The sequence below is a fragment of the Nocardia farcinica genome (assembly GCF_001182745.1).
In the GTDB taxonomy this organism is placed as follows: domain Bacteria; phylum Actinomycetota; class Actinomycetes; order Mycobacteriales; family Mycobacteriaceae; genus Nocardia; species Nocardia farcinica.
The window spans coordinates 2,565,214-2,590,160 of record NZ_LN868938.1; the positions used below are offsets into that span (position 1 = coordinate 2,565,214).

Sequence of the window (24,947 nt, forward strand, 5' to 3'; positions counted from 1 at the left end):
CAGGGGAATTCGGGCGAACCCGGCCGTGCTCCGCGCGCCTCGACGGACACGCCGGAACGAATCCCGGTGGGCGCGGTCAGCTTCCGGCGGCGAGGGTCCAGGGATCGGTGCGCAGCGTGGACACCCGGGTCTGCAGGTCGGGCAGCGCGGCACGGACGATCCCCTCGGCCTGCGCGCACCAGGGAAATTCGGTGGCCCAGTGCGCGGCGTCGACCAGGGCGGGGCCGTGTGTGCGCAGGTGCTCGTCGGCGGGGTGGTGGCGCAGGTCGGCGGTGACGTAGGCGTCGACACCGAGGCGGGTGACGGTGCCGAGGAAGGAGTCGCCGGCGCCGCCGCACACCGCGACCCGCTCGATCATCCGGTCCGGGTCACCGGCCGCCCGCACGCCCCACGCGGTCGGCGGCAGCGCCGCGGCGACGCGAGCGGTGAACGCGCGCAACGTCTCCGGTTCGGGCAGTGTGCCGACGCGGCCCAGGCCGACCCCGGACGGGAGCGCGGCCCGCTCGCCGACGTGGAAGGCGGGCTCCTCGTACGGGTGCGCGGCGCGCAGGGCGGCGAGCACCGCGGCGCGGGCGCTCGGCGGGGCGATGACCTCGACCCGGTCCTCCTCGACCCGCTGGAGTTCACCGAGCGTGCCGATCGCCGGATTCGCCCCCGCCACCGGGCGGAACTGGCCGAGCGCTTCGACCCGCATCGCGCAGTCGCGATAGGCGCCGCTGCCACCCGCCCCCGCCGCGAACAGGGCGGCCAGCACGGCCTCGGTATGGGTGCGCGGCACCTGAACTGTCCAGTTGTCCACGGCGGTCGCCGGTTTCGGCTCCAGCGGGCCGGTGACGGCGAGTCCGAGCGCGTCGGCGAGCGCGTCGGAGACACCGGGATCGGCGGAGTCGGCGTTGGTGTGCGCGGTGAACAGGGCGCAGCCGGAACGGATCAGCCGGTGCAGCAGCGCACCTTTCGGGGTGTCCGCGGCGACGGTGTCGACGCCACGCAGCAGCAGTGGATGGTGCACGACCAGGGCCTGCGCGCGCCAGTCGATCGCCTCGGCGACCACCTCGGCCGTCGCGTCGACCGCGAACAGCACCCGGGTGAGCGCGTCCTCGGGATCACCGCAGACCAGCCCGACCGCATCCCACGACTCGGCCAGCGTCGGCGGATACGCCGCATCCAGCACCGCGACGAGATCCGCCAGCCGCACCACCATCACGCCTCCCTGTCCGTCACACCATCCGATCCAGTCTCGCATCCTCGACACGGACCGGACCGGCGCGTCGATGTGGACCGTGGACCGCCTGGTCGCCGGCGCCGGTCGCAACCCGCCCGGCACCGCCCTGGCCTCGCGCCGGGTCGCGGTCACCGAGAATCCGATCGCCAGGGTCAGCCCCCGGCGATTCCGCGGCTCTCGCTCACACCCCCGCCGACCGCAACCCTTCGACCAGCCGGTCGACGTCGGCCGACCCGCGGACCGCGACGCGCAGGTGATCCGGGCCCAGCCCGGGGAAGGTGTCCGCGCGCCGGACGGCGATCCCCTGTTCGGCGAGATGTTTGCGGGCCAGTTCGCCGTCGGCCAGGCGCAGCAGCAGGAAGGGGCCGTGGGCCGGGGTGTGGACCTCGATCCCGAGGGCGGTCAGGCGCTCGACCATCGCCGCGCGTTCGTCGGCGATCTCCCGCGCGCGCTGCTCGGCTTCGGCGAGGGCGGCGGGTTCGGCGGTGGCGGTGACGGCCTCGAGTTGCAGGGTGCCCAGGGGCCAGTGCGGGCGGCCGTGGCCGAGGCGGGCGAGCAGATCGGGGTGCCCGAGGACGTAGCCGCAGCGCAACCCCGCGAGTGCCCACGTCTTGGTGAGACTGCGCAGGACCAGCACGTCGGGGACCGACCACCCGGCCAGTGACTCCGGCTCGCCGGGGACGGCGTCGGCGAAGGCTTCGTCCACCACGACGAGGCGACCGGGCCTGCGCAGGGCGCGCAGGGTGTCGGCGAGGTGCAGCACCGAGGTCGGGTTGGTGGGGTTGCCGACGACCACGAGGTCGGCCGCGGCGGGGACGGCGGCGGGGTCGAGGGTGAAGGGCCGGTCGAGGACCACCCGGGTCACCGGGACACCGGCCTGGCGCAGGGCCAGCTCGGGTTCGGTGAAGGACGGGTGGATGACCGCGGCCAGCCGGGGCGCCAGGCGGGGCAGCAGCGCGAAGCCTTCGGCGGCGCCGGCGAGCAGCAGCACTTCGGCGCTGTCGCGGCCGTGCCGGGCGGCGACCGCCGCGACGGCCGCGGCGTGGTCGGTCGCGGCGGGGTAGCGGCCGAGGTCGTCCAGGCGGGCGGCGAGGCGGGCGCGCAGCCACGGCGGCGGGGCGCTGCCCTGCACGTTCACCGCGAAATCGAGCATCCCCGGACGCGCGTCGACGTCGCCGTGGTGGCGCAGCATCGCGTGGTCGACTGTGTCGGAGGGCACGAGTCCCCACCCTACGTGGCGGGCCCGCCCGCTCGACGGCCAGAATGGCTGTCGTGGGTGAGCTGCACATTTCGTTCGTCTGTACCGGCAACATCTGTCGTTCGCCGATGGCGGAGAAGATGGTCGCGCATCATCTGCGCCTGGCCGGGCTCGACGACCGGGTGCGGGTCTCCAGCGCGGGCACCACGGCCTGGCACGTCGGCAACGACGCCGACCCGCGCACGACCGCGACCCTGCACCGCTACGGCTACCCGGTCGGCCATGTCGCCGCCGTCGTCGGCCCCGATCACCGGGACGCCGATCTGCTGATCGCCCTGGACACCGGGCACGAGCGGGAGCTGGCCCGGCTGGGCGTGCCCGCCGAGCGGCGCAGGCTGCTGCGCAGTTTCGACCCGGACGCCGACGGCCCGGACGTGCCCGACCCCTACTACGGCGACGACGCCGATTTCGAACTCGTCCGCGAGCAGATCGAAGCGGCCATTCCCGGCCTGCTCGACTGGGTGCGCGCCGCGCTCGGCGAACCCGTCGCGGAAGGCAGCCGCTGATGCGGCGGCTGACCTTCCTGCTGCGGCCGAGCTGGGTGATCCTCGGCGTGGTCGTGGTGGCCTTCGCCTACCTGTGCTTCACCGTGCTCGCGCCCTGGCAGCTGGGCAAGAACACCGCGACCGAGGAACGCAACCAGCTCATCGCCGATTCCGTCCGCGCCGAACCGGTGGACGTCACCGGGGTGCTCGACGCCCCGGCCGACACCCGGTCCGAGTGGCGGCGGGTGATCGCCACGGGCGGTTTCGTGCCGGAGTCGACGGTGCTGGTGCGGCTGCGTCATCTCGACGGCGCCCCCGGGTACGCGGTGCTGGCGGCGTTCCGGCTCGACGACGGCCGCACGCTGCTGGTCGACCGCGGCCTGGTCGCGGCGGTCGACGGATCCCGCCCGCCGCAGGTGCCCGATCCGCCGACCGGGCCGCAGCGCCTGGAGGCGCGGGTGCGGTTGTCGGAGGGCGTGAGCGCGGAGCGGCCGCCGCTGGTGGAAGACGGCTACCGCCAGGTCTATTCGATCGACACCGCCCAGGCGGGCACCGTCATGGGACAGCAACTCACCCCGATTCCGGTGGGTGAGCGCGGGGGCTACCTGCAACTCTCGGAAGGCCAGCCGGGCGCGTTCGCCCCGACCCCGCTCCCCCAGCTCGACGCGGGGCCGTACCTGTCCTACGGGCTGCAGTGGCTGGCGTTCGGCATCATGGCGCCGCTCGGCCTGGGCTACTTCGTCTACGCGGAGCTGCGGGAACGGCGCAGGGAGAAGGCCGACGGCCAGCCACCGACCGCCGGCACCGGCACCGCCGAACCCGCGACCGGTCCGGCGGAATCCGCACCCGCCCCCGCGCCGAGCACCGAAGCCCGCCTGGCCGACCGCTACGGCCGCCAGCGCTGACTCAGTCCGCGGGCGCCCACCCGGGTCCGCGGAACAGGTGCCCGAACCGGGTGCGCCAGTCCCGCGCGGCCCGCACGTCCCGCCAGATCGCCACGAACTCGTGGGTGGCCACCCGCACCGGGTTGAAGGTGTCGATGTTCTTGGTCAGGCCGTAGCGCACCCGTTCGCCCTCGGGTTCGAAGGTGCCGAACAGCCGGTCCCAGACGATCAGGATGCCGCCGTAGTTGCGGTCCAGGTAGACGTCGTTGGCGCCGTGGTGCACGCGATGGTGCGAGGGCGTGTCGAACACCCACTCGATCGGCCGCCACAGCGTGCCGACCCGCTCGGTGTGGATGAAGAACTGGTAGAGCAGGCTGATCGACTGCTGGAGCAGCACCATCCACGGCGGGAACACCAGCGCCAGCGGCAGCCAGTACGGCAGCGCGGTGAACGGCGTCCAGGTCTGGCGCAGCGCGGTGGACAGGTTGAAGAACCGGCTCGAATGGTGGGCGACGTGGCTGGCCCAGAACAGCCGCACCGTGTGATGGGTGCGGTGGTACCAGTAGTAGACGAAGTCGTCGGCGAAGAACAGCAGCACCCAGGTCAGCGGGTGATCGGTCGGCAGGTGCAGCGGCGAGGCCAGATACACCGCGGCGTACACGGCGACCACCACGAGCTTCCAGCCGATGTTGATCACCACGTTGCCCAGGCCCATGAGCAGGCTGGTGACGGTGTCGCGGGCGTGGTAGCCGAGTTCGTCGTCGTCGGGCAGCAGATGGAACGAGACCGCCTCGAGCACGAGGCAGACGACGAAGACCGGGATGGCGTGCGCGATGAGGTCGAACATGATCAGGCTTCCGTGACGACGAACTCGCCGGACAGGGCGTCGACGAGACCGCTGAGCAGGGCGTGGGCGTGGCGATGGGCGCCCTCGGGGTCGCGGGCGGCGATCCGGTCGGCGAGCTCGCGGTGGCGGGCCCGGTCGAGGTATTCGCGGTTCAGGCCGAGGCGGACGATCGTCTCCCAGCCGATGTCGGTGTAGCCGGCGACGAGGGTGTTGAGGGCCAGACGGTAGGCGAGGTTGCCGGAGCCGTCGATGACGGCGGTCCAGAACGCCAGGTCGCCGCTGATCAGGTCGTCGAGGGCGGCGGTGGGCTCGGGGTAGGCGGCCGCGGCCGCGACGATGGCGTCCACCCGTTGCGCTTCGGCGCGTTCGGCGCAGAGCCGGGCGGAATCCGCGGCGACCGAGCGGCGCATCTCGGCGATGTCGCGCAGGATGCGCTGGGCGGGCACCGACCCGGACCGGGCCAGCGCCGACAGCAGGTCGAGCCCGCCGTTGGCCCGCCAGTCCAGCACCCGGGTCTTGCCGCCCTGCGCGACCCGGACCAGTCCGCTCTGCTGCACCCGTTTGAGCGCCTCGCGCACGGCATGCCGGTTGACCTGGAACGTCTCGGCCAGCTCCCGTTCCGCGGGCAGCGGCTCGTCCGGGGCGATGCGACCGGTGAGGATCGCGTCGACCAGCTGGCCGAACACGGCATCGGAGACGGCGGTCCGACCGACCACGGCGAATTCCATGCGAGCCAGTGTGAGGCACGACACGCCAACAGGTCAACTGGTTGGACCAATCGTGTCCGCGTACCACCGTCGTGCTCGTGGCAACGGTGAGCGTGAACCGGGAAGCGCCGTCGTCTCGCTCGGACGCGCGAGTTGCTTCGCGAGAACTGAACGCCCGAACCGCTCAGCGGCGCAGCATCGCCGCGGCAGCCGCCACCGCGACCGCACCCACCTGCACCGCCTCCGACAACCGCACCGCGCGCCGCAGGTCCGCGACCGTCGGCGCGGGACCGTCACCGAGGGTGGGCCGCAACTCGGTGCCGTGCCGATAGCGGGTGCGCCCGCCCAGCCGCACCCCCAGCGCACCCGCCATGGCCGCCTCCGCCACACCGGCATTGGGGCTCGGGTGTTTGCCCGCGTCCCGCCGCCAGGCGCGCAGGACTGCCCGGGGACGACCGCCGACCACCGGTGCGAGGGCGGCGGTGAGCAGGCCCGTCAGGCGCGCCGGGAGCAGATTCGCCACGTCGTCGGTGCGGGCGGCGGCCCACCCGAAGCGCCGGTAGCGTTCGTCGCGGTAGCCGATCATCGCGTCGAGGGTGTTGATCGCGCGATACCCGAGCAGGCCGGGCACCCCGGCGATCGCGCCCCACACCAGCGGGCCGACGGCGGCGTCGGAGGTGTTCTCGGCGATGGATTCCAGTGCGGCGCGGGCCAATCCGTCGGCGTCGAGCACGGCGGGGTCGCGTCCGCAGAGGGAAGGCAGCAGGGCGCGGGCGCCGTCGACGTCACCGGATTCCAGCCGCCGCGCCATCGCGCGTCCGGTGCGGGCCAGGCTGCGGCCGCCGAGCGCGGTCCAGGTGGCCAGCGCGGTCGCCGCCACGCCGCCGCGCCGCAACACCAGCCCGAACCCGACCACGGCGCCCACCGCGACCGACTCGTGCACCAGTCCGGCGGTGCGCCGGTCGGCGTAGGTCACCGATTCGAGAGCCAGTGCCGCCGATCCGAATCCGGCCACCGGATGCCACCGGCGCGGATCGCCGAGCGCCCGGTCGAGCGCGAATCCGAGCACCAGACCGGCCGCGGTCGACTTCCCCGTACGCACGCGGGCAGCCTAGCGGTCCGCGGCGGCGGCGAGCCGGCCGGATGTCACACTCGTCTCCCCGGCGTCGTCAGCTGTACGACCCTGCCCGCACAACCGAAACGGTGGACCGATGACCTCCTTCGACCCGGACGCCGCGCCCGACACCGCCGAACTGGCCAGGCGCTTCGAGGAGCACCGCCCCTACCTGCGCAGACTCGCCTACAGCACGCTGGGCAGCCTCTCCGACGCCGAGGACGTGGTGCAGGAGGCGTGGCTGCGGTTGCAGCGACACCGCCAGACGGCGGGCGAGATCGAGAACCTGCGCGCCTGGCTCACCACGGTGACCGGCCGGCTCGCGCTGGACCACCTGGGGTCCGCGCGGGCGCGGCGCGAGCAGTACGTCGGCGAGTGGCTGCCCGAACCGGAGGTCTCCACCTGGGACGACCCGGCCGACCGGATCGCACAGGACGAGCGGGTGACCACCGCGCTGCTGGTGGTGCTGGAGTCGCTGTCACCGGCCGAGCGCACGGCGTTCGTGTTGCAGGAGGTGTTCGGCATGAGCAGCCCCGAGGTGGCCGAGGTGGTCGGCCGCACCCCGGCGGCGGTGCGCCAGCTGGCCTCGCGGGCCCGCAAGCACGTCGAGCAGGGCACGCCGCGGTTCCCCGCCTCACCCGACGAGCAACAGAAGGTGGTGTCCGCGTTCGCGCTCGCGTGGCGGTCGGGCGACCTCGGCGCGCTGCTCGGCGTCCTGGACGGCAAGGTCACCCTCACCGCCGACGGCGGCGGCAAGGTCCCCGCCATCCGCCAGGCCGTGCGCGGCGCGGAACTGGTCGCCAAGTTGCTGCTCGGCTGGTACCAGGTCCAGTCGAACCGGCCGGCGTGGGGCCGCTTCGTCCTGGTCAACGGCGAACCCGGCCTGCTGGTCTTCGACGGCACCCACACCGGCGTGTTCGCCTTCACGGTCGACGCGGGCCGCATCGTCGCCATCGACATCGTCCGCAACCCGGACAAGCTGCGCGACCTGCCGGTCGACGGACAGCCGGACTGGTTCATGCGGAGCGAGGACTAGCGCGGCCCCGACCCGACCCGCTCAGCCCGCCAACCCCATCGGGCGGGCCTCACCCAGTCCGTGCGCGGCGGCGACCTGCGGGGACAGCAACCGGCCGTCCTCGGCGGTGACGCCCGCGGCGAGGTCGGGCCGGGCCGAACATGCCTCGCGCCAGCCGAGGTCGGCGATGGCGAGCACGTAGGGCAGGGTGGCGTTGGTGAGCGCGACGGTGGCCGTGTGCGGTACCGCGCCCGGCATGTTCGCCACGCAGTAGTACAGCGAATTCGCCACGTAGAAGGTCGGATTGGCATGGGTGGTCGGCCGCGAGCCCTCGAAGCAGCCGCCCTGGTCGATGGCGATGTCGACCAGCACCGAGCCGGGGCGCATCGCCGCGACCATCGCTTGGGTCACCAGTTTCGGCGCCCGCGCACCGGGCACCAGCACCGACCCGACGACGAGGTCCGCGCGCAGCACGGCCCGCTCCACCTCGGCGGCGTTCGACGCGATCGTGCTGACCCGCCCCTGGAAGCGGGCGTCCAGCGCCCGCAGCCGGACCAGGTCGGTGTCGAGCACGCTCACCCTGGCGCCCATCCCGGCCGCCACCGCCGCCGCGTTGCCGCCGGCCACCCCGCCGCCGAGCACCACCACCTCGGCGGGCCGCACGCCCGGGACGCCACCGAGCAGCATCCCCGCCCCGCCGAGCGGCGCCAGCAGATGGTAGGCACCGACCTGCGCGGCGAGCTTTCCGGCGACCTCGCTCATCGGCGCCAGCAGCGGCAGCGAGCCGTCGGCGGCGCGCACCGTCTCGTAGGCGATGGCGGTGATGCCCGACCGCAGGATCGCCTCGGTGCACTCCTTCGAGGCCGCCAGGTGCAGGTAGGCGAACAGCACCTGCTCGCGCCGCATCCGGTGGTACTCCGGTTCGATCGGCTCCTTGACCTTCAACACCAGCTCGGCCTCGCCCCACACCTCGTCGGCCTCGGCCACCACCCGCGCCCCCGCCGCCCGGTAGGCCTCGTCCCCGAACCCCGATCCCGCGCCCGCACCTCGCTCGACGAGCACCTCGTGCCCGTGCCGCACCAACTCCGCCGCACCGGCGGGCGTCAGGGCGACACGGAACTCCTGCGCTTTGACCTCCCCCGGCACACCGATTCGCATACCGCCATCGTGAACCTCCCGCGCCCGATTCGCCACGTTCCGGCGAAAAATCCTCCGGCGAGTCGCCGAGATGACCGGCAGAAGTGGCATGCGGAGCCCTTCTCGGCCCGAACTCTTTCATGAGCGGACGTGGTATCCGCATCCGACGATCCGCCCCGGCGCTTCCTTCCGACCGAGTCATGCCGCGGCGCCGCCGGGCTGCCGAGCCGACGCGCCGGGCACCGGGTTAGTTTCGACACATGAGGATTGAGGTCGGCGGGTTCGCGCCGGAGATCGAGGAGAGCGCCTGGCTGGCGCCCAACGCCACGGTGATCGGGCGGGTGCGGCTGGCCGCGGAGGTGAGTGTCTGGTACGGCGCGGTGCTGCGCGGCGATCTGGAGCAGATCATCGTCGGCGAGCGCACGAACATCCAGGACGGCTGCGTGCTGCACGCCGACCCCGGCGTTCCGCTCACCGTCGGCAGCGGAGTGTCGGTGGGACACAACGCGATCCTGCACGGCTGCACCATCGGCGACGACGTGCTCGTCGGCATGGGCGCGACGGTGCTCAACGGCGCGGTGGTCGGCGCGGGCAGTTTGATCGCGGCCAACGCGCTCGTGCCGGAGGGCGCGCAGATCCCGCCCGGCTCGCTGGTGGCGGGGGTGCCGGGCAAGGTGCGGCGGGAATTGAGCGAGGCGGAGCGGGACGGCATCCGCCTCAACAGCGCCGTCTATCTGCACAACATGGCCACCCATCGCGGCGCGCGCACGCTGTGAGCGCGGGAGTGATACACCGCACAATGGTCAATTGACCAGGATCCGGCGCTGATACCATTTTGCCTGCATGCGCGCAGTTCCGCGAGTCGGCGCGGCGCGCATGATGCGGTAACTGGCAGGAGGTACCACGGTGTCGTACCAGGATTCGAGTATGCACCGGCCCAAGGGGCGGATCAGCGTGGCCGATATCGCGGCCCAACCGGGGGGAATCGAAGCGCTGCAGCGGCGCGTTCACGAATTACGCGCGCGCGGCGTCGATTACGCGGCCAACGCCATCGAGCGGGAAATGGCGGATCTGGACCTACCGCGGATCTAGGGGTGGATACCGGACCGTACCGTACCGGGTGGATGAAATAATGATCCTCCCTCACCCGCAGCGTCGCGCCGCCACGCATCCGGCGGCCGTGCCGAAGGACTGGAGATCCGATGCCCGCCGTCCCACCCATGCTCCAGCGCATTCTCGACAAGCCCGTCGCCGACGGGGAGAAACTGCTGGAGAGCGCGCTCTCGGCCTTCCTGGATTTCGGTATCAAGCGCACCAGCATGGGCGAGATCGCGCGGCGGGCGGGGATCAGCCCCGCCACCCTGTATCGGCGCTTCGAGTCCAAGAACGAACTGGTGGAAGCGGTCAGCGTCCGTGAGGCGCAACGGTTCGTCGAGTACATCGACAAGCGGGTGCAGACGGTCGAGGGCACCGAGAACCAGTTGGTGGAGATCTTCGTCGCGTTCATCACCGCCATCGCGGGCAACGAACTGCTGCGCCGGCTGCTGCGCACCGAACCCGACCTGATCCTGCCCCGGCTCACCACCGAGGCCGGTCCCGTCCTCGCGGTGGGCCGGGTCTATCTGGCCGAGAAGCTGCGCGAGCTGGCCGACACCGACATCGACGCGGACCTGGTGGCCGAGATCATGGCGCGCCTGGCACTGTCGCTCGCGCTGACCCCGGACGGTCTGATCCCGCTCGCCGACATCGACGCCGGGCGCGACTTCGCCCGCCGCACCCTGCTGCCGATGGTCGGGGTACACCGCGCTCAGGAGACGCCGAACGCCGCGGCCACCAGCGCGTCCAGCTGATCCGCCGAGCCCCGGCCCGCGATCAGCTCCGCGACCTCCTCGACGATGCGGCGGGCGGGCGCGCCCGCCGGGTCCGGCAGCGGCAGGCGCGAGACATACTGGGTGATCCATCGCCGCCTGCCCGAATAGAGCCGGTTGCCGCACACCGCGTCGTAGTAGCGCTTCCCCAACGGTGAATTGGCCACGCCCATGAGCAGATAGGCCAGCTCGGCCGAGCCGCCGAGATCGGCCAGCGAGATCCAGTAGCAGTCGCCGTTCACCACCGCCCCCGAATCGTCGAGCGCGAAACGCGGCTGCTCGCTGATGTCGGGGAACACCACCTTCGGCACCCGCCACAGGTGCGGGCGCTGCGGCACCCAGATCTCGTACCACTCCCGGCCGCTGCCGGTCAGGTACTCGCGCGCCGCCAGCGCCGCCCGGTGTCGTTCGAGATACGCTGCGGCACCGGGGAATTCCGCCAGGTCGACAGGGACACGTTGCCGTTCGGACCGGTCGTAGGGATACAGCACCTTCGTCACGGGCGCCCGGTCGATCCGCCACGGAGCCAGATCCCGGTGGGTGATGAGATCCAGCAGCAGCTGCGGCTCCGGCCGCGGTTCGACCGCCGCCCAGTCGTCGCGGATGAAGACCCGGTCCGCGTTCGTCTTGATGCCGACGCGCACCTTCGCCACCTCGCCGATCGTGCGCCAGGTGCGCGCGCCGATCGCGGCCAGCCAGGAATCCAGCACCGGATGCGACATCCGCCAGGGCGCGTCGGGGCCCGACGGCCGCCGTGGCCGATCGCCGCCGGAGTCCCCCGGCTCCCCCGTCGCCAGCGTGCCCACCTCCACGGCGAACGTGCGGCCGTTGTGCCCGACCACGGTGGGCGCGTCGCCGAGCAACGCCTCGAAAAGACCGCCGCCGGAGCCGGTCCCGTCGCCGGGGATCTCGTAGGCCGAGACGTGCCGGCACACACCGCCGGTGCGCGCGCTGACGGCCACGGTGATCGCAGGCAACACCGCGGCCGCGAACAACTTCGTGTCGCCGAGGTCGTACAACTCGACCGGGGGTAGTTCCCGCAGCAGCACGGCACGGATGTTCGCGCCCGCCTTGGTGGTCAGAAACCGGTTGGCGCACAACAGGCCCAGCACCCCCGCGGGCCGCAGCAGGCGCGGTGCGACGGTGACGAACGGGTGGGTCAGGTCGATGCGCCCGTGCAAGCCGAACTCCCGGCTGAGCAGGCGGGCGGTGTCGGCGCCGAGATGCTGCACCCGCACGTACGGCGGATTGGTGATGATCGCGTCGAACCGGCCCGGCCCCAGCCGGGCGACTTCGGACAGGAAGTCGCCGGTGTGCCAGTCGGCCACCATGCCCGCGGCGGCGGCCCTGACCCGGGCCCGGGCGAGTGCGGATTCGTCCAGGTCGTATCCGGTCATCCGGATCGGAACACCGGGCCTCACCCGGGCCGCTTCCCGGTGCAGGGCGAGCAGCAACTCCCCCTCGCCGCAGGCCGGATCGAGAACCTGCCACCCCGCCGCCGACGCGGGCGGCAGATGCGCGAGCACCCGTCGCGCGAGGAAGCGCGCCAGCTCCGGGGGCGTGTAGTGCCTGCCGTGCCGTTTCCGCTCGCCCGCGTCGCGGGCCGGGGCGCCCATGCCAGGGGATTCTGCCCTGCCGCGGCGCGTTCCGGGCCGAGACGAGCCGGACGGTTTCCGCCGCGCGCAGCCGGTTCCGCGACGACCCGCGGACCGCTAGCATCTAGTCTCAAAATGGAACTGATTGAAGGAGGCGGGTCCATGAGCCCGACCAGCACGCCGACCGCCGAGCAGGCGGCACTGGCCCGGATACTCGACGGGCGGTACACCTGCCGCCAGTTCCGTCCCGACCCGGTGCCGCGCGCGACGATCGAGACCCTGCTGCGCATGGCCCAGCGCACCCCGTCGTGGTGCAACACCCAGCCCTGGCAGGTGGTGGTCACCGAACCCGCCGCCACCGACCGGTTCCGCAAGGAGCTGCTCGAACACATCCAGACCGCCACCCCCGCACCCGATCTGCCGTTCCCCGGCCAGTACACCGGCGCCTACCGCGACCGGCGGCGCGAATGCGGCAAGCAGCTCTACGAGAGTGTCGGCATCGCCCGCGGCGACAACGCCGGCTCCATGCGCCAGATGCTGCGCAATTTCGAACTCTTCGACGCGCCGCACGTCGCGATCGTCACCACCGAGGCCGAACTCGGCGTCTACGGCGCGGTCGACAGCGGCCTCTACATCGGCACCTTCCTGCTGGCCGCCCAGAGCCTCGGCCTCGGCGCCGCCCCGCAGGCCGCGCTCGCCGGCTATTCGCCGTTCCTGCGCAGCCACTTCGGGATCCCCGAGCACCGGCAGGTGGTGGCGGGCATCAGCTTCGGCTACGCCGACACCGAACACCCGGTGAATTCCTTCCGCACCACCCGCGCGGACCTCGACCAGGTGGTCACCTTCGTCGACTGAGCACGCGACGGCGCGGTCACCCCGCGGACTGCTCGCGCAGCAGGCCGGGCCCCAGTTCCGGCACGATGTCGCGAGCGGTCACCTCGGCGCCGCAGCTGTCGCATTCCAGCCGCACCCGCGCCTCCCCCGCGCAGTCGCGATGGTGGTAGCGCACCGGCGGGCCGTCCGGCGCCATGTAGGTGTCACCCCACGCGCGGATCGCCATGAGGACGGGGTAGATGTCGTGCCCCTTCCGCGTCAGCCGGTACTCCTCGTACGCGCCCTCCGCGGCCTTCTGCTTCACCAGGATCCCGTGCTCGACGAGCCGGTCCAGCCGGTCCTGCAACCGCCCCCGGGAAATGCCCATCGCACTCTGGAAGGCGTTGAACCGGCGCACCCCCGAGAACGCGTACTTCAGGATCACCAGGGTCCACCGGTCCCCGAGCACGACCAGCGGGCGCGTGATCGAACACGGCTCGTCGGCAAGATCCTCGTAGCGCATCATCCGATGCTACCCAGCGCCGCATCTCCCGGCGGCCACGGAAAGCAGCAGGCCCCGGGATCGCTCCCGGGGCCTGCTCGCCCGATCTCAGGTCACAGCCCCGACCTGAGGATCACAGCGGAATGTTCTTGTGATGGCTCGGGCGCGCGGGCGCGGCGGCCAGCGCGGCGGCGATGACACTGCGGGTCTTCGCCGGGTCGATGACCTCGTCCACCACACCGATGGCCAGGGCGCGGTCCACGCCACCCGCGATCTTCTCGTGCTCGGCGGTGAGCCGCTCGTGCAGCGCCTCGCGCTCCTCCTCCGGCGCGGCCGCGAGGGCCTTCTTGTGGAGGATGCCGACCGCGGCCTTGGCGCCCATCACGGCCACCTCGGACCCCGGCCAGGCGTACACCGCGGTCGCGCCCAGCGAGCGGGCGTTCATCGCGATGTAGGCGCCGCCGTAGATCTTGCGGGTCACCAGCGTGACGCGCGGGACGCGGGCCTCGGCGAAGGCGTGCAGCAGCTTGGCGCCGCGGCGCACCACGCCCTCCCACTCCTGGCCGACGCCGGGCAGGTAGCCGGGGACGTCGGTGATGACGATCAGCGGGATGCCGAACGCATCGCACAGCCGCACGAACCGGGAGGCCTTCTCGGCGCTCTCGGAGTTCAGGCAGCCGCCCAGCCGCAGCGGGTTGTTGGCCAGCACGCCGACGGTGCGCCCGCCGAGACGGCCCAGACCGACCACCATGCTGCGCGCGTAGCCGCCCTGCAGCTCCTCGAACGAGGACTCACCGTCGACGTTGTCGAGCAGCTCGTGCACGATCGGCTTGACGTCGTAGGCGCGCTTGGGCGAATCGGGCAGCATCGCCTGCAGGTCGACGTTGCCGTGCTCGGCCGCCACCAGGTCGAATTCGCCCTGCTCGGCGAACATCGAGACCAGCTTGCGGGCGCGGTGCATCGCATCGGCCTCGTCGTCGGCGACGATGTGGCAGACGCCGGACTTCTTGCCGTGCGTCTCGGGGCCGCCGAGGGTGGCCATGTCCACCTGCTCGCCGGTGACGCTGCGGACCACGTCGGGGCCGGTCACGAACACGCGGCCCTCGGGCGCCATGATCACGATGTCGGTCAGCGCCGGGCCGTAGGCCGCGCCACCGGCGGCGAAGCCGAGCACGACCGAGATCTGCGGGACGCGACCGGACGCGCGCACCATCGCCTCGAAGACCAGGCCGACCGCGTGCAGCGCCTCGACGCCCTCGGCGAGCCGGGCGCCGCCGGAATGCCACAGGCCGACCACGGGAACGCCGGAATCGATGGCGGTGTCGATGGCATCGACGATGTGCTTGCAGCCCTCCACGCCCATCGCGCCGCCCATGACGGTGGCGTCGGAGCAGTAGGCCACGGTGCGCACGCCGTCCACCTCGCCGATCGCGGCGAGCACGCCGGACTTGTCACGCGGGTGCAGGGGCAGAACGGTGCCGGGATCGAAGAAACGCTGGAGCCGACCCATCGGATCGCGGGGATCGGTCGCGGTTTCCGGTTGAAACGCGGGAGCCATGATTGTCATCGCGTTTTCTCCTCAATCAAGAGTGTGTGCCGCCACAGCGGCTGCGTAAGTCGAAACACCGGTGGGGTCGAGCCGTGGTGTTCGGCCGACCCCACCGGGGATCGTTGAGCAGTCAGTCGAGCGGCTATGCGCGACCGAAGGCGAGGGCGACATTGTGCCCGCCGAAACCGAACGAGTTGTTGATCGCGTATTCGATTTCCTGGCGGCGGGCCTCGCCCTTCACCACATCGAGATCGATCTCCGGGTCCTGGTTGTCCAGGTTCAACGTCGGCGGCACGATGCCGTCGCGGATGCTCAGCACGGTGAGCACCGACTCGAGCGCGCCCACGGCGCCGATCGAGTGGCCGAGCGCCGACTTGGGCGCGTAGACCGAGGGGTGGTTGCCCACGGCCTTGTTGATCGCGTTGGCCTCCGCCGTGTCACCGATGGGGGTGGCGGTGGCGTGCGCGTTGATGTGGGTGATGTCCTGCTTGGTCAGGCCGGCGGACTGCATCGCGCGGGTCATCGCGCGGGCCGCGCCGGTGCCCTCCGGATCGGGGGCGACCAGGTGGTAACCATCGGAGGTGATGCCCGCACCCAGCAGGCGGGCATGGATGGTGGCGCCACGAGCCTTGGCGTGCTCCTCGGTCTCGAGCACCATCAGGGCGCCGGCCTCTCCGAAGACGAAACCGTCGCGATCCTTGTCGAAGGGCCGCGAAGCGCCCTTGGGATCGTCGTTGCGGGTGCTCATCGCGCGCATCATCGAGAACGCGGCGATCGGCACGGAGTCGATGTAACCTTCGACACCGCCGGTGACGACCACATCGGCGTCACCCATCACGATCATCCGCCACGCGTTGGCGATGGCTTCCGAACCCGACGAGCACGCCGAGACCGGAGTGACCACTCCCGCCCTGGCCTTCAGCTCGAGTCCGACACAGGCGGACGGACCGTTCGGCATGACCATCTGAACAGCCAGCGGCGAGATCTTGCGATAGCCACCGTTCTTCAGCTTGTCGACCGAGTCGATCAGCGCGTCACCGCCGCCGAGACCGGTGCCGATCGCCACAGCCAGGCGGTCGGGGTCGACCTCCGGGCTGCCGGCGTTCTTCCACACCTCGCGACCCAGAACGGTCGCGAGTCGCTCGACGTACGCCATGCGACGGATCTCGACCCTGCTCAGCAGGGTGTCGGGGTTGACCTTCAGGTGTCCGCCGATGCGAACAGGGAGGTCGTACTCCTCGATGAAGGAATCCTCGAGAACGTCGATGCCGCTCTCGCCGTTGAGGAGTCCCTTCCACGTCGCATCGACGTCGCCCGCGATCGACGTGGTAGCCGCCATGCTCGTCACGACGACGTTGGGGAAATTCCCGTTCAAGGTGGAAGGAGTGGTCACTGTTTCGGCCCTACTCGGCGTCGAACTTGGCCTTGAGCTCCGCGGCCGCGTCAGCGTTCTCGGCCTCGAGCTTCTGGATGTAGGCGACAGCGTCGCCGACCGTCTTCAAGCTGGCCAGATCCTCGTCCGGGATCTTCACACCGTACTTGTCCTCGGTCTGCACAGCGATCTCGACCATGGACAGCGAGTCGATGTCCAGGTCATCGACGAAGGACTTCTCGAGCGTCACCTCGGAGGGTTCGATGCCCGTCACCTCTTCGATGATCTTGCCGAGTTCCTCGACGATTTGTTCCTGGGTCAGAGCGGCCACTTGGTGGCTCCCTTCTTGTTACTTTGTAGGGCTTCTGTGTGGTTTTTCGGACCGCGCCCGCCGGGAGTTACCGTCGGTTCGGTCACGACCGGGCGTCATTTCCGGCGCACGGTCGCGCAGGAAAGCTAGCCGGAGGTTCCCAGCGCGGCCAACGCGGGGAGGTCGTCGGGGGTCTTGAGCGCCAGGTTCGGCGTCCCCTTCAGTTCCCGCTTGGCGATGCCGACCAGCGTTCCCGCGGGCGGCAGCTCCGCCACCCCGGCCACGCCGGCCTGCCGGACGGTCTCGGTGCACAGGTCCCAGCGCACCGGCCGGGTGACCTGCGCCGCGAGCTTCTCGATCGCGTCACGGCCCGAGCTCACCGGCTTGCCGTCGTAGTTCGACAGCAGGGTCCGGGTCGGCTCACCGGGCGTGATCTGCGCGATGGCCTTGGCCACCGCATCCTGCGCCGGTGCCATGAAGGCGGTGTGGAAGGCGCCCGCCACCGGCAGGGCACGCACCCGCGCCTTCTCCGGCGGGTTCGCGGCGAGCTCGGCCAGGGCGTCCAGCCGGCCCGCGGCCACGATCTGGCCCACCGCGTTGCGGTTGGCCGGAACGAGGTCCAGTTCGGACAACCGCGCCAGCACGGCGGCCTCGTCGCCACCGAGCACTGCGGACATGCCGGTCGGTTCCAGCGCGCACGCCTTCGCCATCTCCGCGCCGCGGATGGCGGCGAGAGTGACCGCCTCGTCCGGGGTGATCACCCCGGCCACGGCGGCGGCGGCGAACTCGCCGACCGAATGCCCGGCCACGATGGTATCCGCCGGCAGCGCATCCTGCCCGATCTCCGCGTAGGCGAGCAGCGCGGCGGCGACGACCAGCGGCTGGGTCACCGCGGTGTCGACGATCTCCTCGGCCGTCGCGGTGGTGCCGAGCCGGGCCAGGTCGAGGCCCGCGGCCTTCGACCACAGGGCGAGGCGATCATTCGCGCCGGGCAGTTCGAGCCAGGGCGCGAGCATGCCGGGTGTCTGAGACCCCTGTCCAGGGGCGAACAACGCGATCACGCCTCTAAGAAAACACTGTGAGCGCCACCGCAGGAGATGTCGGCGCGAATGAAGCTTGTCGGCCGCTTTTGTGGGGGTCCCACAAAACGCCACGTGGGTTGTCCCGATCGACCGATTCCCCTCGCGCGTTACAGCCCTTCCGAACCGATCGTGGCCTGCGATGCCTCTGGGGCAGGGGGTGACGATTCGTTACGCATTCGTGTCAAACGACCCACTGTGGCTGCGATCCGGAGTACATAGGCGTCCCGCGGATTCATCGGATCACGGCCCGTGATCTCGGCGATGCGCTTGAGCCGATAGCGGACCGTATTTGGATGGACGTACAGCTGACGCGCGCACGTCTCCACGGCTCCGCCGCAGTCGAGATAGGCATCGAGGGTGTCGGCCAGCGCCGATCCCGCCGCAGCCAACGGGAGGACAACATACTCGTTCAGCGCGTCGATTGCACCTCGGTCCCCCAACAGGGCTCGTTCCGGCAACAATTCCGCGGCGTGCACCGGCCGCGGCGCCCCGCGCCAGCCCACGACGGCCTCCATACCGGCTAGCGCCTCGACCGCGCTGGCATGCGCCGCGCCCAGGGTCCGCACGGTCGGGCCGATGACCACCGGCCCGTCGGAGAACACCTCGGCCAGCAGATCGGCCAGGAACGGCGAGGCATAGGAATCACCGAGGTGACCGCTGACCACCATCACCAGCCGGGCGCCCTGCACCACCGCCAGCGCGGCGCGCCCGTGCCGGGCGGCGATGGTGTGCACCGCTCCCACCGAGGACACGCCCTGCTCTCCCGGCGGCGTGCCCACCAACACCGTGGCGGGTGCGGTGGCGTCCCAGTTCAGGGTGGCCGCCCGCGAGAGCATGTCCGGCCCGGTGTCCCCGCGGACGACGGCATCCACCACCAGGGCCTCGAGGCGGGTGTCCCACGCGCCGCGCGACTCCGCCGCGCTGGCGTACACCGAGGCGGCCGCGAACCCGAGCTCGCGCCCGTATCGCAGCACCGCCTCGGTGAGCGCCACCAGCTGACGGTCGTTGCGGGCCAGCGCGGGCAGCCACTGTTCGAAGAACTCCATGGCCACCCGCACCATGTCCACGGTCTGGCGCAGCGTGAGCCGCCGCGCCAAATCCTGCGGGATCACCTGGAAGGCGTCCAGGCTGAACCGGATGTCACTGTCCGGGTCCTGCAGCCACTCCAGGAAGTTCACCACCGCGGTCTGCACCAGCATCTGCACGCCCGCGCGTTGCGCGGCGTCCAGATCGGCGAAGAACGGCAGCCGATCCTGCATCGACCCCACCGCCTCGGTGGACAGGCGGCCGGAGAACTGCTTCACCCGTTTGAGCAGCGTGTCCGGCAGGGGGTCGCGGGTCTGGCGGTTCGGCGAGAGCGCGCCCGTGGGCAGATACACCTCGTGCTCGGAAGAGCCTTCGGAGATCCGTCTCGGCCGCGGCGGTTTACGGTCCACCATCCAATATTCCGCTATGCCAGATCTTCGTCCGAACTCACGGCCGCCTTCGGCGCGGCGTCGACGTCACCGATGCGGTACTTGCGCGCCGCCTCGACCGCCTTCGAACGATCGATCTTCCCGGTGCGGGCCAGGCCTTCGAGCACCGCGACCGCGATCGACTGCGCGTCGACGTTGAACACGCGCCGCGCCGCGGGCCGGGTGTCGGAGAAGCCGAAGCCGTCGGTGCCGAGCGTGATGAACTCGCCGGGCACCCACTGCCGCACCTGGTCGGGCACCGCCCGCATCCAGTCGGTGGCCGCCACGAACGGGCCGCCCGCGGCCGAGAGCACCTCGGTGATGTAGGGCGTGCCCACGTCGGCGCCGGGATCGCGCAGTGCCGCGATCTCCTTGGCCAGCGCCTCCTTGCGCAGTTCACCCCACGAGGTGACCGACCACACGTCGGCCTGCACGCCCCACTCCTCGGCCAGCAACGCCTGGGCCCGCAGCCCGTCGGGCACGGTGACGCCGGAGACCAGGATCTGGGCGCGCAGCTCGCCCTCGCCGGCCGCCCGGTAGCGGTAGATCCCCTTCAGCAGGCCCTCGACGTCCAGGTTCTCCGGCTCGGCCGGCTGCTGGTAGGGCTCGTTGTAGAGGGTGATGTAGTAGAAGACGTCCTCGCCGCCGAAGGTGTCGGTGTCGGGACGCTCCACCGGTTCGGTACCGGGCAGCACCGCCTGGTGCGCGGGCGGGCGACCGCCGCCGTACATCCGGCGCAGGCCGTCGCGCACGATGTGGGCGATCTCGAAGGCGAACGCCGGATCGTAGGTGACCACCGCCGGATTGGTGGAGGCCAGCAGCAGCGAATGCCCGTCGTTGTGCTGCAGACCCTCGCCCGTCAGCGTGGTTCGCCCGGCGGTTGCTCCGAGCACGAAACCGCGCGCGAGCTGATCGGCCGCGGCCCACAGGCCGTCACCGGTGCGCTGGAAGCCGAACATCGAGTAGAAGATGTACAGCGGGATCATCGGCTCGCCGTGGGTGGCGTAGGAGGTGCCCGCCGCGGTGAACGACGCGGTCGAACCGGCCTCGTTGATGCCCTCGTGCAGGATCTGCCCGACGGTGCTCTCTTTGTAGGCAAGCATCAATTCCGCGTCGACAGATGTGTACAACTGCCCATTGCGGTTGTAGATCTTCAACGAAGGGAACCACGAGTCCATACCGAAGGTGCGGGCCTCGTCGGGGATGATCGGCACGATCCGCTTGCCGATCTCCTTGTCCCGGAGCAGCTCCTTCATCAGGCGGACCAGCGCCATGGTGGTCGCCACGTTCTGCTTGCCCGACCCCTTGCGCACCGAGCGGTAGGCCTCGTCGCCGGGCAGTTGCAGAGGCTTTGCCTTGGCCCGCCGCTCGGGCAGGAAACCGCCCAGCGCCTTGCGCCGGTCCAGCATGTACTGGATCTCCCTGGCCTCCATGCCGGGGTGGTAGTACGGCGGCAGGTAGGGATCCTTCTCCAGTTCCGCGTCGCTGATCGGGATGCGCTGCAGGTCGCGGAAGTCCTTGAGATCCTGCAACGTCAGCTTCTTCATCTGGTGCGTGGCGTTGCGGCCCTCGAAGTGCTTGCCGAGGGTGTAGCCCTTGATGGTCTTGGCCAGGATCACCGTCGGCTGGCCCTTGTGCGCCATCGCCGCCGCGTACGCCGCGTACACCTTGCGGTAGTCGTGGCCGCCGCGCTTGAGGTTCCAGATCTCCTGATCCGACATGTTCTGCACGAGGGCCTTGGTGCGCGGGTCGCGGCCGAAGAAGTGGTCGCGGACGTAGGCGCCGTCGTTGGCCTTGTAGGTCTGATAGTCGCCGTCCGGGGTGCTGTTCATCAGGTTGACCAGCGCGCCGTCGCGATCCGCGCCGAGCAGCGCGTCCCATTCGCGGCCCCAGATCACCTTGATGACGTTCCAGCCCGCGCCGCGGAAGAACGCCTCCAGCTCCTGGATGATCTTCCCGTTGCCGCGCACCGGGCCGTCGAGGCGCTGCAGGTTGCAGTTCACCACGAAGGTGAGGTTGTCCAAGCCCTCCATCGCGGCCACGTGAGCGAGGCCGCGCGATTCCGGCTCGTCCATCTCACCGTCGCCGAGGAACGCCCACACGTGCTGATCGGAGGTGTCCTTGATGCCGCGGTCGTGCAGGTAGTGGTTGAACCTGGCCTGGTAGATCGCGTTCATCGGGCCCAGGCCCATGGACACGGTGGGGAACTCCCAGAAGTTGTTCAGCAGCCGCGGGTGCGGGTACGAGGGCAGCCCGTGGCCGAGCCCGCCGTGGCTGTACTCCTGACGGAACCCGTCGAGCTGGTCGGCGGTGAGCCTGCCCTCGAGGAAGGCGCGGGCGTAGATGCCCGGCGAGGCGTGGCCCTGGATGAAGATCTGGTCGCCGCCGCCGGGGTGGTCCTTGCCGCGGAAGAAGTGGTTGAAGCCCACCTCGTAGAGCGCGGCCGAGGACGCATAGGTGGAGATGTGGCCGCCCACCCCGATGCCGGGCCGCTGCGCGCGATGCACCATGATCGCGGCGTTCCAGCGGATCCAGGCGCGGTAGCGGCGCTCGACCTCCTCGTCACCGGGGAACCACGGCTCGTTCTCGGTGGGGATGGTGTTGACGTAGTCGGTCGAGGTCAGCGACGGGATCGAGACGCGGCGTTCACCGGCGCGCTCGAGCAGCCGCAGCATGAGATAGCGGGCGCGCTGCGGACCCTCCCGGTCGAGCATCTCGTCGAACGACTCGAGCCATTCGCCGGTCTCCTCCGGGTCGATGTCGGGTAGGTAGGACGCCACCCCTTCGCGGATCACCCGCACGCGTCCGCCCGTCTGCTGTACCGGTGTACCGTTCCGGTCGCTGCGGGGGGCTTCGGCGGCGTCTGTTCCAGCGGATTTCGCCGGAACGGAAGAGTCGATGAGGTCGGTCAAATCTGCTCCTCGTACAGGGGGTGGACAAGCTGATGTGCTTCGGTATCCATGGACGGGACCGCTGGTGTGCGGACCGCCCGATGCGCGGGTGGGGCGCACCCTCCATCCTTGCCGAAGGTGCGTCCCAGGTCATCATGTCAGCCGGAAATCCAGTACCGTCTGCAGAAAATGGGTTACTGCCCAGTTGCCCCGGTGCGGTTCTGTGCGCCGGGCCCGCCAGGACCACGTCCACCACCATGAATTCCGGCACCACGAGCACGGGGAGGATGATGAAGCCGCTGAATCCACGCCGAGTCGGATTGGTGTGCGCGGCCGGCGCCGTCCTCACGGGCGCGGTGCTGGCCGGGTGCGGCGACCGCGTCCAGGGCACGGCCCTGCCCGACACGGTGCAGGTCTCGATCTACAAGACCGAAGCCGCGTCCTCCTCCGCGGCCGCCACCTCCTCGCGCCGGGCCGCCGCGCAGGCCCAGGCGATCGGCGAGAACTGCGGGGCGTTCCCGAACACCACCGGCGCCGGTGTGCGCGCCTACAACGAGTTCGTCGACGCCCACGACGCCAACGCCCCCGACTACGCGGCCAAACGTGACGCCGCCGCGCAGACCCTCGACGGCGCCGCGGGCACGGTGGAGGCCGGGGTGAACGCCGCGGGCGAGTCGCTGCCGCCGGATCTGGCCGCGAAATTCATCGAGTACGTGAACGCGGCGCGCCAGCTCGCCGAAGAAACTCGCAAGATGTCCTACCACGCCAACGTCGATGCCCTGAATGCGGCAAGCCTGCGGGTCAACGACGCGCGCAACGCCGTGCGCGAGGCCTGCCCGGCCCGGTGAACCGGCGCGACATGAGCCGGGTTTTCCACCGACTGGCTTGCGCTCGGGCCGATAACCATGTTCGCTTGCAACTACTTGTTGTCGGGAGTTGAGGAGGACACCACCGTGGTCGCCGCGGCGGACGCGCAGAACTACGCTCAGAAGCTTGGCATTACACACGGCATGGTGGTCCAGGAACTGGGCTGGGACGAGGACACCGACGACGACATTCGGGCCGATGTGGAAGACGCCTGCGGCAGCGAGATGGTCGACGAGGATTCCGACGAGGTCGTGGACGCGGTACTGCTGTGGTGGCGCGACGGGGACGGTGATCTCGCCGACGAACTGATGGAGGTCATCAGCCCGCTCGCCGACGACGGCTTCATCTGGGTCCTCACTCCCAAGACCGGGCGGCCGGGCCACGTCGATCCCAGCGAGATCGCCGAAGCCGCCCCGACCGCGGGCCTGACACAGACCTCGGCCATCAGCCTCGGCAGCTGGACGGGCAGCAGGTTGGTGCAGCCGAAGGCTCCCTCGAAGCAGCGCTGACCCTTTTCGCTATGGTTTCGCCCGGACGGTGGTGTGCCCGCCGCCCGAGCCGAAACCCGTCACGATGGAGGATTCGCGTATGCCAGCCGAGGTCGGCCCGCTGCCTGTCGGCACCGTCGCGCCGGATTTCACCCTGAAGGACCAGAACAACCAGCCCGTCACGCTGTCGGACTATCGCGGCCGCAAGAACGTGCTGCTGGTGTTCTATCCCCTGGCGTTCACCGGCGTGTGCCAGGGCGAGCTGTGCAAGGTTCGCGACGAGCTGCCCAAGTTCCAGAACGACGACGCCGAGATCCTCGCGATCTCCGTCGGCCCGCCGCCCACCCACAAGATCTGGGCGGCCGAGCAGGGCTACACCTTCCCGCTGCTGTCGGACTTCTGGCCGCACGGCGCCGTCGCCCAGGCCTACGGCGTCTTCAACGACAAGTCCGGGTTCGCCAACCGCGGCACCTTCGTCGTCGACAAGGCGGGTCTCATCCGCTTCTCCGAGATGAACGGCCCCGGCGAGCCCCGTGACCAGGCAGCTTGGGAGAAAGCCCTCGCCGCGCTAGATTCATAGACCATTGCCCGTCGGGACGCCCGAGGGGCCTCGGGCGTATAGCTCAGCGGTAGAGCACTGGTTTTACACACCAGCGGTCGGGGGTTCGATCCCCTCTGCGCCCACTCGATAGTTCCTGGGTCAGTGGCTGTTTCTGAGCAATCGCCAGCCCGTCCGCCAGCGGTTCATAACCGCGAACTTGCCACGAACCTGCCAACGGGCCGGAGGACTACGTTCCCGTTGCTGCTCGGCAGCACCGAACAGGGCCGCACCGGTCGCTTCCAACGTCTCGTCATAGCACCGGCAAGTCGGCGCGCTTCGACTCCGTGTGCCTACGGCTGGACCTGGCAGCAGATCGTTGACGAACTCGGCTACGTCAGCCGATCAGGCGACTACCGCGCAGCCCCGTACGCACGCGATCGACTCCACCCGCCAACCCACAGAAGACAACACAACGTCGCTCACCGGCAGGCCATTCACGGCGACCGCCGCAGACAGTTACTCGTCGTAGTCGGATGGCCAGAAGATCATGGCGAACACCACCGCCAAGGGGAATCACGAACCGGCTCTAGACGGACAACCCCTTCGCCGCCGCCGGGGCCAGGAACTCGACACGGAACGACTCGATGAACTCGCCGCGCCGGTCGAGGAAGCGCCGCGTGTGCGGCTGCCGCTCGTGTTCATCGAAAGCGGCCCGGTCTCGATACACCTCGTAGAACACCCGCGACAGCGGCTCACCTTCGACCGCGTGCGTGGCGTACACGAGCGTGCCGGGCTCATGGTCCCGAATAGCCTGGACGGTCTCGGCGACGAGCCGGTCGAACGCTTCCGCCTTGTTGGCGTCGATCAAGTGGAACTTCACCACGAGTGCGAACATTCGCCGACGGTACCGCAGCGGGTCAGCGCGACCCGTCTGACCGATGCCCCG

25 protein-coding genes and 1 tRNA gene are annotated in these 24,947 nt (G+C 70.6%); 11 read left to right on the top strand and 15 right to left on the bottom strand.

All coding sequences use genetic code 11. From position 1 onward, the window contains the following. Window positions 1-76: 76 nt before the first annotated feature. Together AMO33_RS12350 and cobC are read right to left on the bottom strand one after the other, a co-directional pair. Entirely contained in the window at window positions 77-1,201 is a 1,125-nt protein-coding gene (locus AMO33_RS12350; protein WP_060592691.1) for a Nif3-like dinuclear metal center hexameric protein, read from the bottom strand. A gap of 202 nt (window positions 1,202-1,403) precedes the next feature. Beyond that, window positions 1,404-2,414 carry an Rv2231c family pyridoxal phosphate-dependent protein CobC gene (cobC, locus tag AMO33_RS12355; RefSeq protein WP_060593454.1) on the bottom strand — a complete coding sequence of 337 codons (1,011 nt, stop codon included), beginning with the start codon at window positions 2,412-2,414 and terminating at the stop codon, window positions 1,404-1,406. Between the two features lie 71 nt (window positions 2,415-2,485). Between cobC and AMO33_RS12360 the strand changes: the two genes are divergently transcribed. Beyond that, window positions 2,486-2,986, top strand: coding sequence for a low molecular weight protein-tyrosine-phosphatase (locus tag AMO33_RS12360; protein ID WP_011208162.1), 501 nt, complete (start codon window positions 2,486-2,488; stop codon window positions 2,984-2,986). Then, window positions 2,986-3,870, top strand: coding sequence for an SURF1 family cytochrome oxidase biogenesis protein (locus AMO33_RS12365; RefSeq protein ID WP_060592692.1), 885 nt, complete (start codon window positions 2,986-2,988; stop codon window positions 3,868-3,870). Before AMO33_RS12360 ends, AMO33_RS12365 begins: the two co-directional genes overlap by 1 nt. Before the next feature lies 1 nt (window position 3,871). Here AMO33_RS12365 and AMO33_RS12370 read toward each other — a convergent pair whose 3' ends face one another. The 3 genes from AMO33_RS12370 to AMO33_RS12380 all read right to left on the bottom strand — a co-directional run bounded on the left by AMO33_RS12370 (window position 3,872) and on the right by AMO33_RS12380 (window position 6,505). Beyond that, window positions 3,872-4,696 (bottom strand): sterol desaturase family protein, encoded by an 825-nt coding sequence (locus AMO33_RS12370; protein ID WP_011208160.1) that lies wholly within the window; start codon window positions 4,694-4,696, stop codon window positions 3,872-3,874. Between the two features lie 2 nt (window positions 4,697-4,698). Continuing rightward, window positions 4,699-5,424, bottom strand: a complete 726-nt coding sequence (locus AMO33_RS12375) for a FadR/GntR family transcriptional regulator (protein WP_060592693.1) — start codon at window positions 5,422-5,424, stop codon at window positions 4,699-4,701. Window positions 5,425-5,587: 163 nt separating this feature from the next. Continuing rightward, the gene (locus tag AMO33_RS12380) at window positions 5,588-6,505 is read right to left on the bottom strand and encodes a cobalamin biosynthesis protein (RefSeq protein ID WP_011208158.1); all 918 of its coding nucleotides are present in this window, start codon (window positions 6,503-6,505) and stop codon (window positions 5,588-5,590) included. Between the two features lie 109 nt (window positions 6,506-6,614). Here AMO33_RS12380 and sigJ point away from each other — a divergent pair, with 109 nt between their 5' ends. After that, window positions 6,615-7,553 carry an RNA polymerase sigma factor SigJ gene (gene sigJ, locus AMO33_RS12385; RefSeq protein ID WP_060592694.1) on the top strand — a complete coding sequence of 313 codons (939 nt, stop codon included), beginning with the start codon at window positions 6,615-6,617 and terminating at the stop codon, window positions 7,551-7,553. A gap of 21 nt (window positions 7,554-7,574) precedes the next feature. Here the strand turns inward: sigJ and ald are convergent, their stop codons facing one another. Then, complete coding sequence (gene ald / locus AMO33_RS12390; RefSeq protein WP_060592695.1) at window positions 7,575-8,690, bottom strand: alanine dehydrogenase; 1,116 nt, start codon at window positions 8,688-8,690, stop codon at window positions 7,575-7,577. A 239-nt stretch (window positions 8,691-8,929) separates the two neighbouring features. Between ald and AMO33_RS12395 the strand changes: the two genes are divergently transcribed. The 3 genes from AMO33_RS12395 to AMO33_RS12405 all read left to right on the top strand — a co-directional run bounded on the left by AMO33_RS12395 (window position 8,930) and on the right by AMO33_RS12405 (window position 10,519). Further along, window positions 8,930-9,445, top strand: a complete 516-nt coding sequence (locus AMO33_RS12395; RefSeq protein WP_011208155.1) for a gamma carbonic anhydrase family protein — start codon at window positions 8,930-8,932, stop codon at window positions 9,443-9,445. Between the two features lie 130 nt (window positions 9,446-9,575). Continuing rightward, window positions 9,576-9,761, top strand: coding sequence for a hypothetical protein (locus AMO33_RS12400; protein ID WP_060592696.1), 186 nt, complete (start codon window positions 9,576-9,578; stop codon window positions 9,759-9,761). A gap of 110 nt (window positions 9,762-9,871) precedes the next feature. Continuing rightward, window positions 9,872-10,519, top strand: coding sequence for a TetR/AcrR family transcriptional regulator (locus AMO33_RS12405; protein ID WP_011208153.1), 648 nt, complete (start codon window positions 9,872-9,874; stop codon window positions 10,517-10,519). Here the strand turns inward: AMO33_RS12405 and AMO33_RS12410 are convergent. Beyond that, window positions 10,477-12,153, bottom strand: coding sequence for an Eco57I restriction-modification methylase domain-containing protein (locus AMO33_RS12410; protein ID WP_060592697.1), 1,677 nt, complete (start codon window positions 12,151-12,153; stop codon window positions 10,477-10,479). The genes AMO33_RS12405 and AMO33_RS12410 overlap by 43 nt on opposite strands. A gap of 141 nt (window positions 12,154-12,294) precedes the next feature. On the opposite strand from AMO33_RS12410, the gene AMO33_RS12415 reads away from it, so the two are divergent. After that, a complete protein-coding gene (locus AMO33_RS12415) occupies window positions 12,295-12,987 on the top strand; it encodes a nitroreductase (protein WP_011208151.1) in 693 nt (230 codons plus the stop codon). A 16-nt stretch (window positions 12,988-13,003) separates the two neighbouring features. Here the strand turns inward: AMO33_RS12415 and AMO33_RS12420 are convergent, their stop codons facing one another. The 7 genes from AMO33_RS12420 to aceE form a co-directional block, all read right to left on the bottom strand. Continuing rightward, entirely contained in the window at window positions 13,004-13,468 is a 465-nt protein-coding gene (locus AMO33_RS12420) for a winged helix-turn-helix transcriptional regulator (RefSeq protein WP_060592698.1), read from the bottom strand. 112 nt (window positions 13,469-13,580) lie between these two features. Next, window positions 13,581-15,014, bottom strand: a complete 1,434-nt coding sequence (locus AMO33_RS12425) for an acyl-CoA carboxylase subunit beta (protein WP_011208149.1) — start codon at window positions 15,012-15,014, stop codon at window positions 13,581-13,583. Window positions 15,015-15,138: 124 nt separating this feature from the next. Further along, window positions 15,139-16,389 carry a KasA/KasB family beta-ketoacyl-ACP synthase gene (locus tag AMO33_RS12430; protein ID WP_011208148.1) on the bottom strand — a complete coding sequence of 417 codons (1,251 nt, stop codon included), beginning with the start codon at window positions 16,387-16,389 and terminating at the stop codon, window positions 15,139-15,141. A gap of 10 nt (window positions 16,390-16,399) precedes the next feature. Beyond that, entirely contained in the window at window positions 16,400-16,699 is a 300-nt protein-coding gene (acpM, locus tag AMO33_RS12435) for a meromycolate extension acyl carrier protein AcpM (RefSeq protein WP_011208147.1), read from the bottom strand. Window positions 16,700-16,824: 125 nt separating this feature from the next. Beyond that, window positions 16,825-17,739, bottom strand: coding sequence for an ACP S-malonyltransferase (locus AMO33_RS12440; protein WP_011208146.1), 915 nt, complete (start codon window positions 17,737-17,739; stop codon window positions 16,825-16,827). A 128-nt stretch (window positions 17,740-17,867) separates the two neighbouring features. Beyond that, window positions 17,868-19,199: a PucR family transcriptional regulator gene (locus AMO33_RS12445; protein WP_050767980.1), complete on the bottom strand. Its 1,332-nt coding sequence runs from the start codon at window positions 19,197-19,199 to the stop codon at window positions 17,868-17,870. A gap of 11 nt (window positions 19,200-19,210) precedes the next feature. Then, window positions 19,211-22,015 (bottom strand): pyruvate dehydrogenase (acetyl-transferring), homodimeric type, encoded by a 2,805-nt coding sequence (aceE, locus tag AMO33_RS12450; RefSeq protein WP_205317783.1) that lies wholly within the window; start codon window positions 22,013-22,015, stop codon window positions 19,211-19,213. Between the two features lie 377 nt (window positions 22,016-22,392). Here aceE and AMO33_RS12455 point away from each other — a divergent pair, with 377 nt between their 5' ends. The 4 genes from AMO33_RS12455 (at window position 22,393) to AMO33_RS12470 (ending at window position 24,144) form a co-directional block, all read left to right on the top strand. Beyond that, on the top strand, window positions 22,393-22,953 hold the full coding sequence (locus AMO33_RS12455; RefSeq protein ID WP_228791250.1) for a hypothetical protein: 561 nt from the start codon (window positions 22,393-22,395) through the stop codon (window positions 22,951-22,953). A 105-nt stretch (window positions 22,954-23,058) separates the two neighbouring features. Further along, window positions 23,059-23,481, top strand: coding sequence for a DUF3052 domain-containing protein (locus AMO33_RS12460; protein ID WP_041560789.1), 423 nt, complete (start codon window positions 23,059-23,061; stop codon window positions 23,479-23,481). Between the two features lie 79 nt (window positions 23,482-23,560). After that, on the top strand, window positions 23,561-24,040 hold the full coding sequence (locus tag AMO33_RS12465; RefSeq protein WP_011208141.1) for a peroxiredoxin: 480 nt from the start codon (window positions 23,561-23,563) through the stop codon (window positions 24,038-24,040). Between the two features lie 32 nt (window positions 24,041-24,072). Beyond that, window positions 24,073-24,144: transfer RNA gene (locus AMO33_RS12470), tRNA-Val, on the top strand. A gap of 443 nt (window positions 24,145-24,587) precedes the next feature. On the opposite strand, the gene AMO33_RS12475 is transcribed toward AMO33_RS12470, so the two are convergent. After that, the gene (locus tag AMO33_RS12475) at window positions 24,588-24,896 is read right to left on the bottom strand and encodes a putative quinol monooxygenase (RefSeq protein WP_060592700.1); all 309 of its coding nucleotides are present in this window, start codon (window positions 24,894-24,896) and stop codon (window positions 24,588-24,590) included. Window positions 24,897-24,947 lie beyond the last annotated feature (51 nt).